This window comes from Knoellia sp. B-D-2, from assembly GCF_057714695.1.
In genome coordinates, this window is the sequence record NZ_CM173189.1 from 3516658 (window position 1) to 3534708 (window position 18051).

Sequence of the window (18051 nt, forward strand, 5' to 3'; positions counted from 1 at the left end):
TCCGCCCGACCGGAAGGCGCAATAAGTCGGGGGGTCAGGTCTGGGTGACGCGGTAGGCGTCGAAGACGCCGCCGACCCCACGCACGCTGCGGATGACGTGGTCGAGGTGGCTGGGGTCACCCATCTCGAAGGTGAACTTCAGCCCGGCGACCCGGTCCCGCGAGGTGTGCACGGTCGCGCTGAGGATGTTGACCCCGCTCTCGGACAGCACCCGGGTGACGTCGGACAGCAGGGCGGACCGGTCGAGCGCCTCGACCTGGAGCTGCACGAGGAAGATGCTGTTCGCCGTCGGCGCCCACTCGACCTCGATGATCTTGTCGTCCTGGCGCAGCAGCGACTCGGCGTTCGTGCAGTCGCGGCGGTGCACCGAGACCCCCATGCCGCGGGTGACGAACCCGAGGATGTCGTCACCGGGCACCGGCGTGCAGCAGCGGGCGAGCTTGACCCACACGTCGGACATGTCCTTGACGACGACACCGGGGTCGCCGGCGCGTCGGCGGCGGTTGGAGATCGGGCGCGGCACCGTCGTCTCGGCGAGGTCCTCGCTCGACTCCTCGCCGCCCTGGGCAGCGAGCAGTCGCGCGACGACGTGCTGGGCGCTGACGTGGCCCTCGCCGATGGCGGCGTACAGGGCGTCGATCCCGCTGAGCCGGAGCTCCTCGGCGACGCCGGTGAGCGACTCGACCGACGACAGGCGCGCGACCGGCAGGGTGCGCTTGCGCATCGCCTTGACGAGCGCCTCCTTGCCGTTGTCGATCATCTCCTCGCGGCGCTCACGGGTGAACCAGTGGCGGATCTTGTTGCGCGCCCGGGCCGACTTGACGAAGGTGAGCCAGTCACGGGACGGGCCGGCCCCGTCAGCCTTGGAGGTGAGCACCTCGACGGTGTCGCCGTTGTCGAGGCGCGACTCCAGCGGCACGAGGCGGCCGTTCACGCGGGCCCCGATGGTGTGGTGGCCGACCTCGGTGTGGACGGCATACGCGAAGTCGACGGAGGTCGACCCGGCGGGGAGGCCGACGAGCTGCCCCTTGGGGGTGAAGACGTAGACCTCGCTGGCGTTGATCTCGAAGCGCAGCGACTCGAGGAACTCGCCCGGGTCTGCGGTCTCGTTCTGCCAGTCGAGGAGCTGGCGCAGCCAGGCCATGTCGTTGGCACCGGTGTTGCTCGTCGACGGCGTCTCCGGACCGCCCGGCTTCTCCTTGTACTTCCAGTGGGCCGCGACGCCGTACTCGGCACGGCGGTGCATGGTGTGCGTGCGGATCTGGATCTCGACCGGCTTGCCCTCGGGCCCGATGACCGTCGTGTGCAGCGACTGGTACATGTTGAACTTCGGGGTCGCGATGTAGTCCTTGAAGCGGCCCGGCACCGGCGTCCAGCGCGCGTGCATCGCACCGAGGGCGGCGTAGCAGTCGCGCACCGTGTCGACGAGGACGCGCACCGCGACGAGGTCGTAGATCTGCTCGAAGTCGCGGCCGCCGACGATCATCTTCTGGTAGACGGAGTAGTAGTGCTTCGGGCGCCCGGTCACCGTCGCCTTGAGCTTGGCCTCGCGCAGGTCGGACTCGACGCTGTCACGCACGGTCGCGAGGTACTCCTCGCGCGCGGGCGCCCGCTCGGCGACGAGCCGGACGATCTCGTCGTAGACCTTGGGGTAGAGGGTCTGGAACGACAGGTCCTCGAGCTCCCACTTGATCGTGTTCATGCCGAGCCGGTGGGCCAGCGGGGCGTAGATCTCGAGGGTCTCGCGGGCCTTGCGCTGGGCCGACTCGCGCGAGACGTGGCGCCAGGTGCGCGCGTTGTGGAGCCGGTCGGCGAGCTTGATGACGAGGACGCGGATGTCGCGGGCCATCGCCACGACCATCTTGCGCACGGTCTCGGCCTGGGCGGCCTGGCCGTAGGTGACCTTGTCGAGCTTGGTGACGCCGTCGACGAGCATCGCGATCTCGGCGCCGAAGTCCTTCTCGAGCTGTGGCAGCCCGTAGTCGGTGTCCTCGACGGTGTCGTGCAGGAGGGCCGCGGCCAGCGTCGGCGGCGTCATGCCCAGCTCGGCGAGGATCGTCGCCACGGCGAGCGGGTGGGTGATGTACGCGTCACCGCTCTTGCGCATCTGGCCCTCGTGGGCGCGCTCGGCGACGTCGTAGGCCCGCTCGATGACGGAGACGTCGGCCTTGGGGTGGGTCAGGCGGACCGAGGTGAGCAGCGGCTCGAGCACCGGGTGGCTCGAGGGACGCACGCCGCCGAAACGGGCGAGGCGAGCACGCGCGCGAGCGCGGTTGGAGCCGGACGCCCCACTGCGCACCGGGATCGGCGTGGTCTCCTCTGCCATGGAGCGAGTCTAGGCGTCCGCGCCACCGACGACGTGCAGGGCGTGGACCGCCCGCTCCCCCATCGCTGCCCGCCCGTCGAGGAAGGCCAGCTCGACGATCGTCGTGAGCTCGACGACGTCGGCGCCGCATCGGGTGAGCAGGTCCCAGGCCGCGATGGCGGTGCCGCCGGTCGCGAGGACGTCGTCGACGAGCAGCACGCGCTGCCCGTGCGTGACCGCGTCGACGTGGACCTCGATCGTCGCCGAGCCGTACTCGAGGTCGTAGGTCTGCTGCACCGTCTCGCCGGGCAGCTTTCCGGCCTTGCGGACCGGCACGAACCCGACGCCGAGCTCGTGCGCCAATGCGGCTCCGACGATGAAGCCTCGTGCCTCCACGCCCGCGACGACGTCGACCCGGCTCACACCCTGCGTATGCCGTGCCGCAAGCGCCCGGACCACCTCACCGAAGGCGTCCCCGTCGCCGAGCAGCGGCGTGATGTCCTTGAAGACCACCCCCGCGCGGGGGAAGTCGGGGACGTCACGCAGCCGGCTCGCGATGAGGTCGGACAGCACGTGGAGGTCGCTCACGGGCTACTTGCGACGGGACTTCGGGGGACGCTTGGGCTGGTTGCGCGGTCCGGCCTGGGCGTACTTGTGCACCTGGCGGCCGGTGATCGTCGCCGAGTCCTCACCGCTGGCCATCGGCGCCGACGTGGCCAGGGCGGCCTCCCGGTCGGGGTCGGTGTCGACGTCGTCCCGGTCGGCGGCGGGGGCCACCACGGGGTTCTCCTTGTCGTGTTTGGCCTGCGAGCGGGCCGACCGCTTGTCGAGGTCGACGACGGCGTCGTCCTTGGCGCGCAGAGTCACGAGGAGCGGGGTCGCGAGGAAGATCGACGAGTACGCACCGACGAGGATGCCGATGAAGAGGACCAGTGCGAGGTCGAGCAGGGTCCCGGGGCCGAGGAAGATCGCGCCCACGACCATCACGGCGAGGATCGGCAGGATGCCGATCACCGTGGTGTTGATCGACCGCACGAGGGTCTGGTTCACGGCGAGGTTGGCGGCCTTCGCGAAGCTCATCCGCCCGTTGGCGAACGCCTCGTTGGTGTTCTCGCGCACCTTGTCGAACACGACGACGGTGTCGTAGATCGAGTACCCGAGGACCGTGAGGAAGCCGATCATCGTCGCCGGGGACACCTCGAACTTGGTGAACGAATAGATGCCCACGGTGATGATGAGGTCGTGCACCAGCGCGATGAGCGCGGCCAGGGCCATCTTCCAGTTGCGGAAGTAGATCGCGAGGACGGCGGCCACGAGCACGACGAAGATGATGAGCGCGCGCAGGGCCTGTTTGGTGACCGAGTCGCCCCACGACGGACCGATGAAGGTCGCGCTGACGTTCTCCTCGTTGACCGAGAAGGTCTTGGCGAGCTCCGTGCGCACGCGGGCGCTCTCGGCGTCGTCGAGTCGCTCGGTCTGCACCCGCACGGTGCCGGCGCCGAGCTTGGAGACGCGGACCCCCTGCGAGTCGTCCGAGGCACCGAGGGCCTCACGGGCCGTCGCCTCGTAGTCGCTGGGGACCGAGGTGCTGGTCACCCGGAACTCCGAGCCACCCTTGAACTCGAGCCCGAGGTTGAGCTTGTTGATGGCGAGACCGGACACGGCGATCGCCATGAGGATCAGCGAGACGAGGTAGAACCTCGCGCGCCGGCGGACGACCGGGATCGACCGCTTCCCGGTGTAGAGGTCGTTGCCGAGGTCGGAGAACTTCATGAGGCACTCCCTTCGCCCGCGACACGGGGGGGTTTCGTCGTGAACCGGCCGCGGCCGGCATACGAGGTCTTCTTTACGGCACCGAGCTTCTTCGGGTCCAGGCCCGAGAGGCGGTGGCCGTCACGGAAGAACGGCAGTCGCGCGAGGAGCGTGACCAGGGGGTGGGTGAACATGAAGACGATGAGGATGTCGAGCAGCGTCGTGAGACCGAGGGTGAACGCGAAGCCGCGCACGCTCGAGCTCGCGAGCACGTAGAGGACGATCGCGGCGAGGAAGTTGACGCCGTCGGCGATGAGGATCGTCCGCTTGGCGCGGTCCCAGCCGGTGGCGACGGCGCTCTCGAGCGAGCGGCCCTCACGCAGCTCGTCACGGATGCGTTCGAAGTAGACGATGAACGAGTCCGCCGTGAAGCCGATGGCGACGATGAGACCGGTGACACCGGCCATGTCGAGCCGGTAGTTGTGCGACCAGCCGAGGATCGCGATCGCGAGGTAGGTGAGCAGCCCCGCGGCGAGGATCGAGGCGACGGTGACGAGGCCGAGCACGCGGTACTGCGCGAGCGAGTACAGGACGACGAGCAGGAGGCCGATGAGGCCGGCGTACAGGCCGTAGCGGAGCTGCTCGCTGCCGAGGGTGGGGCTGATCTGCTCGCGTGTCTGCAGGTCGAACGAGATCGGCAGCGCACCGAACTTCAGCTGCTGGGCCAGGTCACGCGCCTCGTCGATGCTGAAGCCACCGGTGATGCTCGCGTTGCCGTCGAGGATCGCCTCGTTGAAGCTGGGCGCCACGATGACCCGGGAGTCGAGGGTCGCGGCCAGCTGGTTCTGCGGCTGCTGGAGAACGACCATCTTCTTGGAGACGTCGGCGTACTGCTTGGCGCCCTCACCGTTGAGGCTGAGCTGGATCTCGACCCGGCTCGTCTGCTGGCCATTGGGGCCGACCTGGTAGCCGGCGCTGGCGTCGCTGATCTTGTCGCCGGAGACGACGACCGGGCCGAGGACGTACTTGGCGGCACCGTCGGCGTCACAGGTGACGAGCGGCAGGGTGTCGTCGTCGACGAGCGCGTCGAGCGCGCCATCCTCGGCGCAGTTGAGCGCGGTGAACTGGGCCGTCAGCTCGGGGGTGATCTGGTCGAGGCTGAACGGGTCACCGGCGGACGTCGCCGCGGAGCCGCTGGGGCTCGGGCTCGCGCTCGGGGAGGCCGACGGGCTGGCGGACGGGCTGGCGGACGGGCTGGTCGACGCGGTCGGGGAGGGCGAAGGGGAGGTGGTCCCGGTGGTCAGGGCTCCCGGGATCGCGGAGTTGTTGGTGGCCGACGGGCTCGCCGGGTTGGCGGAGGGGACGTTCGCGGACGGGGACGCGCGCGGCGTCGGGGTGCCGCTGGCGCCCGGGCTGGCCGGGGCGCTCGGGGACGCGCTGGGCGAGACGGACGGCGCCGGCTGCGGTGAGCCGGCGGCGATCGCGAGGACCGGACGGAACTGCAGCTGCGAGGAGCGACGGATCGCGTCCTCGGTGCTCTTGCTCGGGGTGCCGGGCATGCTCACGACGATGTTGCGACCACCCTGGGTGGTGACCTCGGCGCCGGCGACACCGCCGGCGTCGACGCGCTGGACGATGATGTCGCGCGCCTGGGCGATCTGCTCGGGCGAGACCTGCTTGTTCCCGGTGAGCCGCGGCTCGAGGATGATCTGCGTCCCACCCTCGAGGTCGAGGCCGAGCTTGGGCGCGTAGCTGCCGTCACCGAACTGGTTCGACCCGACGAGCAGGCCCATGAGGGCCAGGGCGAGGACCGCCATCCCCGCGAGGGCGCGGCGGGCGAACTTCGCGTGGCTCATCTGTGCCATGTCAGGCGGCCTCGGGCGTCGGCGGGGCGTCGGTCACGCCGGGCTGGGCCATGCCGATGGCGCGACGGTCGACGCGCACCTGCACACCGGGAGCGATCTCGAGGAGCGCGGTGCTGTCGTCGAGGACGACGATCGTGCCGTAGAGGCCCGAGGTCATGACGACCGCGTCGCCGACGCTGAGCGCCGACTGGAACGTCTGCACCTCACGTCCGCGCTTGCGCTGCGTGAGCATGAGGAACGCCAGCAGCAGCAGGGGCAGGGCGAGCACGAGGAGGTTGCCGAAGCCGGCACCGGAATTCATGAAGAGTCCTTCGAGTCTGGTTTCACCTGGCCCTTGTGGGGCCGGGCGCGTCAGCGGCCCGGGCGACGCCGGGCCGTCGGGTCAGCATAGGTGACGTGTTCACCCTCGACCAACGCGCGACACCCGGTCGAGGTGCCCGGGACTGCCCGAGTATGCCGTGGCACCGGTTCGCCGGGCGACCTCACCCGCCGAGACGGCCGGGACCCTCGTCGAGGGGCAGGACGTCCTGGGCCGCGAGGTCGCGCGGCGGGGTGAGCCCGAGGTGGCGCCACGCCTTGGCCGAGGCCGCGCGCCCCCGGGGGGTGCGCACCATGAAGCCCTCGCGCACGAGATAGGGCTCGGCGACGGTCTCGACGGTGTCGGACTCCTCCCCCACGGCGATCGCCAGCGTGGACAGCCCGACCGGCCCCCCGCCGAAGCGTCGGCAGAGGGCGTCGAGAACGGCCCGGTCGAGCCGGTCGAGCCCGGCGTCGTCGACGTCGAAGAGCCGCAGCGCCGCGTGGGCGGCGGCCTCGTCGACCGAGCCGGACCCGTGGACCTGGGCCCAGTCGCGCACCCGGCGCAGCAGCCGGTTGGCGATGCGGGGCGTGCCCCGGGACCGGCCGGAGATCTCGGTGATCCCCGGCTTGTCGGCCTCGACGCCGAGCAGACCGGCGGATCGACGCAGGATCGTCGTGAGGTCGGAGGCGTCGTAGTAGTCGAGGTGGCCGGTGAAGCCGAACCGGTCGCGCAGCGGCGCCGGCAGCAGGCCGGACCGGGTGGTCGCCCCGACGACGGTGAACGGCGGGAGCTCGAGCGGGATCGCCGTCGCGCCGGGGCCCTTGCCGACGATGACGTCGACCCGGAAGTCCTCCATCGCGAGGTAGAGCATCTCCTCCGCCGCCCGGGACATCCGGTGGATCTCGTCGAGGAAGAGCACCTCCCCCTCGTCGAGCGAGGACAGCACCGCGGCGAGGTCGCCGGCGTGCTGGATGGCGGGCCCGGACGTCACCCGGAGGGGTCGCTCCAGCTCGGCGGCCACGATGAGGGCCAGGGTCGTCTTGCCGAGCCCGGGGGGGCCCGACAGCAGGATGTGGTCGGGCACGGTCCCCCGGCGCCGGGCGGCCTCGAGCACGAGGCCGAGCTGGTCTCGCACCCGCGTCTGCCCGGGGAACTCCGAGAGCCGTTTGGGGCGCAGGGCCGCCTCGACGACCCGCTCGTCGTCCCCGTCCGCCCCCGCGTCGACGATGCGCGCCGTGGCGTCGAGCGAGCCGTCGACGGCACGCCCGTCACCGGACTCGACGATGTCGGACCGGAAGCCGTGGCTGCCGGCCACGTCCCGCCCGTCGCCCGCGCCGCTCATCGGCCCAGCTCGCGCAGGGCCATCCTCAGCAGGGCGGCGACCGAGGCCTCCGGGTCGGCCGCGGCCGACACCCGGCTCACCGCGTCGGTCGCCTGCTTGGCCGACCAGCCGAGCCCGACGAGCGCCTCGCCCACCTGGTCGCGCCGCGCGTCCCCGACCGGGGCGACTGCAGCCGCGACGTCGGCACCGGCCGTGGCGGACGGCATACCCACCTTGTCCTTGAGCTCGAGCACGAGACGTTCGGCGCTCTTGCGGCCGACTCCCGGGATCTTCATCAGGGTCGAGACGTCGCCGGTCGTCAGCGCCGCCCGGACCTCGTCGGGGGTGAGGACGGACAGCATCGCCAGGGCCAGCCGAGGTCCGACGCCCGAGACGGTCTGCACGGTCTCGAACATGTCGCGCTCCGAGGCGGAGCCGAAGCCGAAGAGCGTCAGCGAGTCCTCGCGCACGACGAGGGTGGTCGACACGGTGACGTCCTGACCGGGGCGGACCTCGGCGGCGGTGCGGGGCGTCGTGTGGACGAGCATCCCCACGCCACCGACCTCGACGACGAGGCGGTCCAGGCCCACGTGACCGGCCCGCCCGGAGAGGGAGGAGATCATCGCGCACCTGCCCTGGCCAGCGCCTCGAGTCGCGCCGTCGCGGCGCCGCGCCACAGGTGGCAGATCGCCAGGGCCAAGGCGTCGGCGGCGTCGGCCGGCCGCGGTGCCTCGGCGAGCTTGAGGATGCGGGTCACCATGACGGTGACCTGGGCCTTGTCGGCCCGACCGCTGCCGGTGACCGCGGCCTTGACCTCGGTGGGCGTGTGGAACACGACGGGGATGCCCCGCTTGCCGGCGGTGAGCAGCGCGATCGCGGTGGCGTGCGCGGTCGCCATGACCGAGGTGACGTTGGTGTCGGCGAAGACCCGTTCGACGGCCACGACCTCGGGCGAGAACCGGTCCATCCACGCGCCCAGCTCGGTCTCGAGGAAGATGAGCCGCTGCGCCGGGTCCGCGTCGGCCGGGGTCCGGACCACGCCCACTGCGACCATGCTGGCGCGTCCGGCCCTGCCGTCGACGACACCGAGGCCGCACCGGGTGAGGCCGGGGTCAATGCCGAGAACGCGCACGCGCGCCGCCTTCCTGAGGACCGAACAGGTGTTCGGTGCCACGCTACACAGCGGGGCGGGGGGCGGGGCGCAGCAACACGCGGGGTGCGGGGCTGCCGGCCGCTCCCCCGCGGGACGGACTCAGTCCTCGTCGCCCAGCTCGGCGAGGACGTCGTCGGGGATGTCGCCGTTGGCGAAGACGTCCTGGACGTCGTCGGAGTCCTCGAGGGCGTCGATGACCCGGATCATCTTCTTGGCCCCGTCGAGGTCGAGCGGCACCTGGAGGTTGGGCACCCACGAAGCCTCTGCCGAGTCGTAGTCGATGCCGGCGTCCTGGACGGCCTGGCGCACGGCCACGAAGTCGGTCGCCGCAGAGATGATCTCGAAGGCCTCGCCGAGGTCGTTGACCTCGTCGGCGCCGGCCTCGAGGACGACCTCGAGGATCCTGTCCTCACTGAGCTCCGTGCCGGCCTGCTCCTTGGGCACGACGACGACGCCCTTGCGGTCGAACACGTAGGACACCGACCCGGGGTCGCCCAGCTGGCCGCCGTTGCGGGTCAGGGCGGTGCGGACCTCGGCGGCGGCGCGGTTGCGGTTGTCGGTGAGGCACTCGATGAGGATGGCGACACCACCGGGCGCGTAGCCCTCGTAGGTGATGGTCTCCCAGTCGGAGCCGCCGGCCGTGGCACCGGAGCCGCGCTTGACCGCGTTGTCGATGTTGTTGTTGGGCACCGACGACTTCTTGGCCTTCTGGACCGCGTCGTAGAGCGTCGGGTTGCCGGTGAGGTCACCGCCGCCGGTGCGCGCCGCGACCTCGATGTTCTTGATCAGCTTGGCGAAGAGCTTGCTGCGCTTGGCGTCGACGACGGCCTTCTTGTGCTTCGTCGTCGCCCATTTGCTGTGGCCGGACAAAGGTGTCTCCTCGTGCTGTGAACGGGCAGGACTCGGCGTCGATCCTATGTCGTATGCCGTTCTGCCCCCTCAGGTGCCGCCGGGGCAGCCGGGTCCGCGCGAGCGAGAGAGGCTCGGGAGCCGTCTGCCACCTCCCGAGCCGGGTTTGATCGGGCTCGGGAGCACCGGGTCGGCTCGCGAGCCGACCCGGGCTCTCAGGCGCGGCGGACGAGGTCCACGAAGAGCTGGTGGAAGCGGTGGTCGCCGGTGACCTCGGGGTGGAAGCTCGTGGCGAGCACGTTGCCCTCGCGCACCGCCACCGGGTGGTCGCCTCCCGCGACGTGGACCGACGCGAGGACGCGGACGCCGGGGCCGACCTCCTCGACCCACGGTGCCCGGATGAAGACCGCGCGCACCGGCTCCGGGCCGAGCTCGCGGATCCGGAGGTCCTCCTCGAACGAGTCGACCTGCCGGCCGAAGGCGTTGCGGCGCACGGTGATGTCGAGCCCGCCGAGGGTCTGCTGGTCGCGGTGGCCGTCGAGGATGCGGTCGGCGAGCATGATCATCCCGGCGCAGGACCCGTAGGCCGGGAGCCCGTCCCTCAACCGTTCGACCAAGGGGTCGCGCAGCTCGAAGATGCGGACGAGCTTGTCCATCGTCGTCGACTCGCCGCCCGGGATGACGAGCCCGTCGATCTGCCTGACCTCGCCGGGGCGGCGGACCGCCAGGGCCCGGGCACCCGCCGACTCGAGGGCGCGGACGTGCTCGCGCACGTCGCCCTGGACGGCGAGGACTCCGATGGTGGGCTGGCTGGTCACGCCCGCGATCGTACGTCCGGTCCGTTGCCTCGCGACCTCAGGTCCGGGGCCTGGCGCCTCCCTTGAGGCTGTGGACCCGCACGTGGTCGAACTCCGCGGTGATCGGTGACGTCACCTGGTCGGTGGCACCCATGGAGACGAGGCCGATGAGGGCGTCCTCCCCCAGGCTGTGGGTCCAGACGCCCCCGCGCACCCAGGTCTCTCCGTCCTGGCTCGTGTATGCCGTGTAGCGCTCCGTGTCGCCACCGGCCTTGCGCTGCTCGGCACCGCTGAGCCGCTCGACGACGATGCGCAGCCAGGTCCAGTCGTCCCCGGGCGGCCCGACGACGGTGTTGCCGTAGCGGCTCCACCCCTGGGGCACGGGGTTGAGCTCCTTGGCGAACTCCGTCTGGCGCGTCTCCCAGATCGAGGCGCTCGTGAGCTCGACGAAGTTGTCGTCGTCGCCGTAGACGACGAGGCCGGCCTGGGCGTAGTTGAAGCAGCAGCCCTCGTCCGGCAGGCCGGACAGCCGCACCTTCGTTTCGACGACGTAGTCGCCCGAGGGTGCGTCGCGCACGAGCACTGAGGCCGTGTTGCTGTCGACGTAGAGGTCGGTGTGCTGACCTCCCAGCGCAGCATCCCGCCCGAGACGGCGCACGGGGGATGCGCGGACGGGTGACCGACAGGACGACGGCGGCCCAACCTCAGTTCTATACCTCGTGATGTGACCTGCAGCACATTGGCGGCAGGCCACTTTGGTGATGCCGATAACGCCCGGCCTGCACAAGCCTGTCCGACGGTGCCCGCAACGTGGTTGCGCCCTACGATCCTCGGGTGCCCGTGACGACCCGCGAACGCCGCGCCGGCGACCTCCCCGTCCTCGTCGAGCTGCTCGGCGCCCAGCAGGCGAAGACCTCCTACCCGCAGCGGTGGCCCCTGCCCTTCCCGCCCGAGGAGTTCATCGTGCGCCCGGGAGAGCTCGCCGCCTGGGTGGCCGTCGAGGAGGACGCCGTCGTCGGCCACGTCTCCGTCACGTCGCTGGCCGACGCGCGCATGGCGAAGGACTGGGCGAGGGCGACCGGGCGGCCGTCCGAGGGCGTGGCGGAGGTCTCGGTGCTCTTCGTCGCCGGTGACCGCCGCGGTTCCGGCATCGGGGGCCTTCTCCTCGACACCGCCCTGGCCGAGATCGACCGGCGCGGGCTGACCCCGATGCTCGACGTCGTCGGTGAGGAGACGAGCGCCGGCCTCTTCTACCGGCGACGCGGGTGGCGGACGGTGGGCACGGCCCGGCCGGAGTGGCTTCCCGCCCACCGGCCGGACCTGGCCTTCATGCTCCTCGACGTTGCCCCCGACGCTGCCGACCCGGCCGACGCTGCCGACGCGGGCGGACCCCGATCGGGTCAGGCGCGCGCCACGAAGTAGGCGTTGAACGGGTCGGCCTCGACCTCGTGCAGCGTGACCTCCCCGAAGCCGGCGTCACGGAGCATCTGCTCGGCGAGCTCGACGCCCCACACGGTCCCGAGCCCGTCACCACCCTGACCGAGGGACACCGTCATGCAGTGCACGAGCGAGACGGCATACAGGAAGCTCGCCCACGGCAGCTCGAGGTTGCGCTCGAGGCGGCTGGAGGCGTTGATGTCGACCATGAGGAAGGTCCCGCCGGGTCGCAGCGCGCGGCGGATGTTGGCGAGGACCGTCGCCGGGTGGGCCTGGTCGTGGATGGCGTCGAACGCGGTCACGAGGTCGAACGAGGCGGCGTCGATGTGGCCCGCGACGTCGCACTCGACGAACACGGCGTTGGTGAGTCCCCACTCGCGCGCCTCCGCCCGGGCCACGGCAATCGCCTCGGCGCCGAAGTCGTAGCCGCAGAACCGGCTCCTCGGGAACTCCCGGGCCATCAGGTTGATGGCGTGGCCGGCGCCGCAGCCGACGTCGGCGACGTCGATCCCGCTGCGCAGCCGGTCCACGAGTCCGGTGAGGGGGACGATCGTGTCGATGAGCGACCCGTCGTTGACGGCTTGGGAGTCCTCGGCCTGGATCTCGACGAACCTCGGGTAGTCCTCGTACCCGAGTCCGCCTCCGGTGCGGAAGCGCTCGACGACGAGCGGTGACACCGAGCCCATGAGCCCGATGAGTCGCATGCTGCGGGCGAGGTTGTCGGCGCTCGGGCCCGTGACGAAGGGCGCGCTCTCCTCGCAGAGCGTGTACTCCCCTGTCTCGGCGTCGAAGTCGACCAGCTCGGCGGTGACGACTCCCCCGAGCCACTCCCGCACGTAGCGCTCGCCGAGGCCCGCAGCGTCGGCGATCTGCTGGCTGCTGGCCGGTGGGAGGGTGGCCAGGGTCTCGAAGAGCCCGGTGTCGTGGCCGATGCCGGCGAGGACGGCGATCGCGCCGTCGTTGAGGACCTGCACGAGGCGCTCGACGACTGCCGGCGTCTGCTGCTGCTCGATGGTGCTCATGGTGCTGCTCCTTCTGGTCGGACGGGCCGTTGCCCGTGACGACGACGCTAGGAACGCACCCCTTCGCCCCGCATCGGCCGAACCCTGCAGATCTCAGGCGCGACCGTGGGGTGAACCATGTATGCCGTGCGCGTGGGCCCACGCAGCCGCGGCCGTCCTGGACCCGACGCCGAGGTTGGCGAAGATGTTGGCGAGGTGGCGCCCGACGGTCTTCTCGCTGATGACGAGCCGCTGCGCCACCTCCCGGTTGCCGGCGCCTCCGGCCACGAGGGCGAGCACCTCCTCCTCGCGGCCGGTGAGGCCTCCCGGGCGCTCCGACACCGTGAGGCGCGCCACGTCCGGGGCGGCGCCGAGCTCCCGGTAGATCATCAGCGCCGTCGCCGCGTCAGCCTCGGCAGCCCGCTCCTGGCCCAACCCGCGTCGCGCGGTCGCGAGGTGCTCGTGGGCGCGCGCCACGGCATACCGAAGTCCCTGGCTCCGGTACTCGCGCAGGGCGGACTCGAGGGCGACGGCGGCGTCCTCGTGCTGACCGCGGGAAAGCGCCAGCAGACCCTCGGCGTGACGCGCCCAGGCCCGCATCCCCGCCGTGTCGTACTGCTTCGCCGTCCCGGCGAGCTCGGTCGCCGCGGACTCGGCGAGGTCGACGTCGCCACAGGCCAGGCCGACCTCGACCGACGGCAGCAGGAGCCGCGCCCGCTCCAACCTCCCCCTGCCCTCCACCGCCGCGCGCAGCACCGTCGCTGCCTCGTGCGAACGCCCTGCCGCGTGCGTGAGGAGGGCGTCACCGGGCTGCGGGTCCATGCCGAGCTCGCGGGCGCGGCGGTAGGCGGCGGATGCGTCGGCCCACCGGCCCCGGCACCGGAGCACGTCACCGAGCTCCTCGAACCCCGCACCGGCCAGCCAGCCGTGCGACCCGACGAGGGTCCGGCTCGGACCCTCCATCTGCGCCAGGACCTCGTCCCAGCCGCCCTCGGCACCGACGAGCTGGAGCTGGTGCACCCGGGTGACGGTCACGTACATGAAGGTCCGGGACAGCGGGAGTGCCCAGCGCTCGAGCGCGTCGGTCCACGACCGCATCCGCGCCCAGTCACCCAGCTCGTGGGTGACGTGGATGACGGTGCAGTAGATGTCGCCGGCCCACCGTGGCGGGACGCGGCCCGCGATCACCTCGAGCATCGCCTCGTCGAGGGCCTCGAAGCCGTCGGCGGTCCGTCCCTCGCGCACCCGGGCGAAGCCCTCCAGCACCCGGGCGAAGCAGGGAAGCGCCGAGTCGTCGTGGGCACGACCGAGGGCCTCGAGCCGGGTGGCGGCCTCCTGCGCCGGCGCCGGGTCCCCGTGGACGTCGAGCTCGTAGGTCGCGTCGATGTAGAGGAGGTACCCGTGGACGACCGACTCCGGCAGCCCTTCGAGGAGGCGTCGCGCCCGGGCGAGCCACGCCGTCCCGATGACGACGTCCCCCCGGGTCACCCACTCGAGACCGAGGTCGAGGGCCTGCTGCGCGGCCGCGACGGGGTCCTGCTCCGCGTCGAGCCGGCGGTAGACCTCCTCGTCCAGCGCCATCGACCGCGCACCGTCGCCGAGCCACCACGTGCCCTCGGCGAGAAGCCGCAGCTCGTCGAGCGGGAGGTCGTCGCTGCGCTCGCGGGCGGCGTCCCGCTCGGCGCCCAGCCGCTCGACCAGCGCCCGCCAGCCGCCCGTGTCGGCGCGCGTCACGGACGGGTCGTCGGGGTGGAGGGCCTCGGTCACGGGCGCCTCCCCCGGTGGAGTCGCACACTCCAGCGTACGACCGGCAGCGAGGGTGGTGACATGCTTCCGGGCATGAGCAGCGACGTCCTCACCTCGCTGGCCGAGCAGGCCAGGGCCCTCGACACCCAGCACGCGCCGACCGACCGCCGCGACGCGTTCGAGCTGCCCGGCGGGGTCGTCTACCTCGACGGCAACTCGCTCGGGGCCCTCTCGACCGCGGCCCGGGAGGCGACCGCGGACGCCGTGTCGCGGCAGTGGGGCGAGCAGCTCATCCGCGCCTGGAACGAGTCGGCGTGGTGGTCCGCCCCGGAACGGGTCGGCGACCGCATCGCCGAGCTCGTCGGTGCCCCGGCCGGGACCGTCGTCGTGGGCGACTCGACCACCGTCAGCCTCTACAAGGCGGTGCACGCTGCCGCCCGGATGCGTCCGGGCCGGCGCGTCGTCCTCACCGACCCCGACTCCTTCCCCACCGACGTCCACGTCACCCGCGGCGTCTGCGACCAGCTCGGCCTCACCCTCGAGCTGCTCTCCCCCGCCGACGCCGTCGAGCGGCTGCGCGGCTCCGACGACGTCGTCCTCGCGTCCTACTCGCAGGTCGACTACCGCACCGGTGAGCTCTGGGACCTCGCCGCGATCACCGCGGCGGCGCACGAGTCCGGTGCCCTGTCGTGCTGGGACCTCTGCCACTCGGCGGGGGTCGTGGAGGTCGGGTTGTCAGCCGGTGGCGCCGACTTCGCCGTCGGGTGCGGCTACAAGTACCTCAGCGGCGGCCCCGGCGCACCGGCGTTCATCTTCGTCGCGCCGCAGCACCTGGACGCGTTCACCAACCCCATCCTCGGCTGGAACGGCCACGCGACCCCGTTCGCGATGTCCCCCGACCACACGCCCGCCGACGGCATCACGCGGGCCCGCGTCGGAACTCCACCGGTGCTCGGGATCGCCGCGCTGGAAGGCGCGCTCACGGCATACGACGGCCTGTCCATGGCGGACGTGCGCCGACGGTCGCTCTCGCTCACCGCGTTCTTCGTCGACGCGGTCGGCGCGCTGGGCGTCGACCTCCCGGTCGCGACCCCGCGCGAGGACGACCGGCGGGGCTCGCAGGTCAGCCTGCGCCACCCCGACGCGTATGCCGTCGTGCAGGCCCTCATCGCGCGCGGCGTCATCGGTGACTTCCGTGAGCCGAACATCGTTCGGCTGGGGTTCGCGCCGCTCTACCTCTCCCACGAGGACGCCCTCGCCGCGGCCGTGCACCTGCGCGACGTCCTCGCGGGGCGTGAGTTCGAGCGGCCCGAGCACCGCTCCCGCGCCGCGGTGACGTGAGCCAAGGGAGAATGGGCCGCATGGCACGCAGAGCTGCGAAGCAGGACCGGGGCGACGCCGACCTCGAGGTCGGTCCCCCGAAGACGAGCGCGGCGGGAGTGCCGGCGGTAACCGCCCGGGGGTGCGCCGCGGCGTACTTCCCCGAGACCAACGTGCTCGTCCCCCTCGGCTCCACGGCCCGCGGCAGCAACACCCCCACCTCGAAGTCCGTCGTCGTCCGGTTGGAGGCCCGCTGATGGGCCGGGTCAGCTCGCGCCACAAGGTCGTCCGCATCGACCTCGACGGCGACACAACGCGCGCGATCGACACCGTCGCCGGCGAGGAGCCGCTCGAGATCCGGGTTGGCGGCACGACCTTCACCGTCACCATGCGCACGCCCGGGCACGACGTGGACCTCGCGCACGGTCTGCTGCGCGCGGAGGGCGTCATCGCCGCCCGCGACGACGTGCGGTCGGCCCGGTTCTGCTCCGACCTCGACAGCCTCAACGTTCTCGACGTCCAGGTGACGCGACCGGCGAGCGGCGAGGCCGTGACCTCGACCCGCAACCTCGCCTCGCTCGGGGGCTGCGGGCTGTGCGGTACGACGGCCGTCGAGGCGGTCGAGGCGGTGACCGCCGCCCGACCACCCGAGGTGGTCTGGGCCGCCGAGTCCGTCGCGTCGGCGCTGGAGGGGCTCCGCCGCCGGCAGGAGCTCTTCGACCGCACCGGCGGGGCGCACGGCGCCGGGCTGGTGCCGGCCGGGGCGCACGACCTCGCGATCGTGCGCGAGGACATCGGGCGCCACAACGCCGTCGACAAGGTGCTCGGCGGTGCGCTCGTGCTCGGTATCGAGACGGCGGGCGCGCTGCTCGTCGTGTCGAGCCGGGCCAGCTTCGAGCTCGTCCAGAAGGCCGCCGTCTCGCAGGTGTCCGTGCTGGCGTGCGTGTCGGCGCCGTCGTCACTGGCGATCGAGGCCGCCGACCGGCTGGGCGTCACCCTCGTCGGGTTCGCCCGAGGGCGCCGGATGAGCGTCTACACGCACGCCCACCGCATCCCCCACTGACGGCCCGCCGCACTGACGGCCCGCCGCACTGCCGCACCGACGCGCTGCCGCACTGGCGCCCCGGGCACAACTCGCCAATTCCTCCCCGGAGGCACGCGACACGCACGGCGTGTCTGTGCCGCAGGAGGGGAATTGGCGAGTTTGGGCACGCCCGCCGGCCCACCGGCCCGCTTTCGGCCGGGCCGGCTGTCGCGGACTACCAGCCGCGCTCGGCGAGGCGGTGCGGCTCGGGGATCTCGTCGACGTTGATGCCGACCATGGCCTCGCCGAGGCCGCGCGACACCTTGGCGATGACGTCGGCATCGTCGTGGAACGTCGTCGCCTTGACGATGGCCTCGGCGCGCTCGACCGGGTTGCCCGACTTGAAGATGCCGGAGCCGACGAACACGCCCTCGGCGCCGAGCTGCATCATCATGGCGGCGTCGGCGGGGGTGGCGATGCCGCCCGCGGTGAAGAGCACGACCGGCAGCTTGCCGGCGACGGCGACCTCCTTGACGAGGTCGAACGGCGCCTGGAGCTCCTTGGCCGCGACGTACAGCTCGTCGTCGGCCATGCCGTGCAGGCGGCGGATCTCGGCCCGGATCTTGCGCATGTGCATCGTGGCGTTGGAGACGTCACCGGTGCCGGCCTCGCCCTTGGAGCGGATCATCGCCGCGCCCTCGGTGATGCGCCGCAGCGCCTCGCCGAGGTGGGTGGCGCCACAGACGAACGGGACCGTGAAGTTCCACTTGTCGATGTGGTTGGCGTAGTCGGCGGGGGTGAGCACCTCGGACTCGTCGATGTAGTCGACGCCGAGGGACTGGAGGACCTGGGCCTCGACGAAGTGGCCGATCCGGGCCTTGGCCATGACCGGGATCGAGACGGCCTCGATGATGGCGTCGATCATGTCGGGGTCGGACATGCGGGAGACGCCGCCCTGGGCGCGGATGTCGGCGGGGACCCGCTCGAGGGCCATCACGGCCACGGCACCGGCGTCCTCGGCGATCCGGGCCTGCTCGACGTTGACGACGTCCATGATGACGCCGCCCTTGAGCATCTCGGCCATGCCGCGCTTCACCCGGGTCGTGCCGGTGTGGGAGGTGGTCGTGGGGGCTGCGGCGGTGGTGCTGGAGTCGCTCATGCGCGACAGTGTAGAGCCGTC

At 71.9% G+C, this 18051-nt stretch carries 18 protein-coding genes; 4 read left to right on the plus strand and 14 right to left on the minus strand.

Annotation, left to right across the window (positions count from 1 at the left end; translation table 11 throughout):
* Positions 1–34 precede the first annotated feature (34 nt).
* The 11 genes from AC3EU2_RS16670 to AC3EU2_RS16720 all read right to left on the minus strand — a co-directional run bounded on the left by AC3EU2_RS16670 (position 35) and on the right by AC3EU2_RS16720 (position 11001).
* Positions 35–2326 (minus strand): RelA/SpoT family protein, encoded by a 2292-nt coding sequence (locus AC3EU2_RS16670; protein ID WP_488177396.1) that lies wholly within the window; start codon positions 2324–2326, stop codon positions 35–37.
* Between the two features lie 9 nt (positions 2327–2335).
* The gene (locus AC3EU2_RS16675) at positions 2336–2893 is read right to left on the minus strand and encodes an adenine phosphoribosyltransferase (RefSeq protein ID WP_488177397.1); all 558 of its coding nucleotides are present in this window, start codon (positions 2891–2893) and stop codon (positions 2336–2338) included.
* A gap of 3 nt (positions 2894–2896) precedes the next feature.
* Complete coding sequence (gene secF / locus AC3EU2_RS16680) at positions 2897–4078, minus strand: protein translocase subunit SecF (RefSeq protein WP_488177398.1); 1182 nt, start codon at positions 4076–4078, stop codon at positions 2897–2899.
* Entirely contained in the window at positions 4075–5913 is a 1839-nt protein-coding gene (gene secD / locus AC3EU2_RS16685) for a protein translocase subunit SecD (RefSeq protein WP_488177399.1), read from the minus strand. Before secD ends, secF begins: the two co-directional genes overlap by 4 nt.
* A gap of 10 nt (positions 5914–5923) precedes the next feature.
* Entirely contained in the window at positions 5924–6223 is a 300-nt protein-coding gene (gene yajC, locus AC3EU2_RS16690) for a preprotein translocase subunit YajC (RefSeq protein ID WP_488177400.1), read from the minus strand.
* A gap of 181 nt (positions 6224–6404) precedes the next feature.
* Entirely contained in the window at positions 6405–7565 is a 1161-nt protein-coding gene (ruvB, locus tag AC3EU2_RS16695) for a Holliday junction branch migration DNA helicase RuvB (protein WP_488177401.1), read from the minus strand.
* Positions 7562–8167, minus strand: a complete 606-nt coding sequence (gene ruvA / locus AC3EU2_RS16700; RefSeq protein WP_488177402.1) for a Holliday junction branch migration protein RuvA — start codon at positions 8165–8167, stop codon at positions 7562–7564. Before ruvA ends, ruvB begins: the two co-directional genes overlap by 4 nt.
* Positions 8164–8676 (minus strand): crossover junction endodeoxyribonuclease RuvC, encoded by a 513-nt coding sequence (gene ruvC, locus AC3EU2_RS16705; protein ID WP_488177403.1) that lies wholly within the window; start codon positions 8674–8676, stop codon positions 8164–8166. Before ruvC ends, ruvA begins: the two co-directional genes overlap by 4 nt.
* A gap of 120 nt (positions 8677–8796) precedes the next feature.
* Positions 8797–9567, minus strand: coding sequence for a YebC/PmpR family DNA-binding transcriptional regulator (locus AC3EU2_RS16710; RefSeq protein WP_488177404.1), 771 nt, complete (start codon positions 9565–9567; stop codon positions 8797–8799).
* 194 nt (positions 9568–9761) lie between these two features.
* Positions 9762–10373, minus strand: a complete 612-nt coding sequence (gene pdxT, locus AC3EU2_RS16715; protein WP_488179508.1) for a pyridoxal 5'-phosphate synthase glutaminase subunit PdxT — start codon at positions 10371–10373, stop codon at positions 9762–9764.
* Between the two features lie 28 nt (positions 10374–10401).
* Positions 10402–11001, minus strand: a complete 600-nt coding sequence (locus tag AC3EU2_RS16720) for a DUF1349 domain-containing protein (RefSeq protein ID WP_488177405.1) — start codon at positions 10999–11001, stop codon at positions 10402–10404.
* A gap of 176 nt (positions 11002–11177) precedes the next feature.
* On the opposite strand from AC3EU2_RS16720, the gene AC3EU2_RS16725 reads away from it, so the two are divergent.
* On the plus strand, positions 11178–11765 hold the full coding sequence (locus AC3EU2_RS16725; RefSeq protein ID WP_488177406.1) for a GNAT family N-acetyltransferase: 588 nt from the start codon (positions 11178–11180) through the stop codon (positions 11763–11765).
* Here AC3EU2_RS16725 and AC3EU2_RS16730 read toward each other — a convergent pair.
* Both AC3EU2_RS16730 and AC3EU2_RS16735 read right to left on the minus strand, forming a co-directional pair.
* Positions 11744–12802 carry a class I SAM-dependent methyltransferase gene (locus AC3EU2_RS16730; protein ID WP_488177407.1) on the minus strand — a complete coding sequence of 353 codons (1059 nt, stop codon included), beginning with the start codon at positions 12800–12802 and terminating at the stop codon, positions 11744–11746. The genes AC3EU2_RS16725 and AC3EU2_RS16730 overlap by 22 nt on opposite strands.
* A gap of 93 nt (positions 12803–12895) precedes the next feature.
* The gene (locus AC3EU2_RS16735) at positions 12896–14548 is read right to left on the minus strand and encodes a LuxR C-terminal-related transcriptional regulator (RefSeq protein WP_488177408.1); all 1653 of its coding nucleotides are present in this window, start codon (positions 14546–14548) and stop codon (positions 12896–12898) included.
* Between the two features lie 72 nt (positions 14549–14620).
* On the opposite strand from AC3EU2_RS16735, the gene AC3EU2_RS16740 reads away from it, so the two are divergent.
* The 3 genes from AC3EU2_RS16740 to fdhD are packed head-to-tail and all read left to right on the plus strand — an operon-like array spanning position 14621 to position 16910.
* Positions 14621–15868, plus strand: coding sequence for a kynureninase (locus AC3EU2_RS16740; RefSeq protein WP_488177409.1), 1248 nt, complete (start codon positions 14621–14623; stop codon positions 15866–15868).
* A gap of 20 nt (positions 15869–15888) precedes the next feature.
* Complete coding sequence (locus AC3EU2_RS16745; protein WP_488179523.1) at positions 15889–16104, plus strand: hypothetical protein; 216 nt, start codon at positions 15889–15891, stop codon at positions 16102–16104.
* The gene (gene fdhD / locus AC3EU2_RS16750) at positions 16104–16910 is read left to right on the plus strand and encodes a formate dehydrogenase accessory sulfurtransferase FdhD (RefSeq protein ID WP_488177410.1); all 807 of its coding nucleotides are present in this window, start codon (positions 16104–16106) and stop codon (positions 16908–16910) included. The genes AC3EU2_RS16745 and fdhD overlap by 1 nt, the downstream gene beginning before the upstream one ends.
* Positions 16911–17106: 196 nt before the next feature.
* Here fdhD and pdxS read toward each other — a convergent pair whose 3' ends face one another.
* Positions 17107–18030 carry a pyridoxal 5'-phosphate synthase lyase subunit PdxS gene (gene pdxS / locus AC3EU2_RS16755; protein ID WP_488177411.1) on the minus strand — a complete coding sequence of 308 codons (924 nt, stop codon included), beginning with the start codon at positions 18028–18030 and terminating at the stop codon, positions 17107–17109.
* Between the last annotated feature and the right edge of the window lie 21 nt (positions 18031–18051).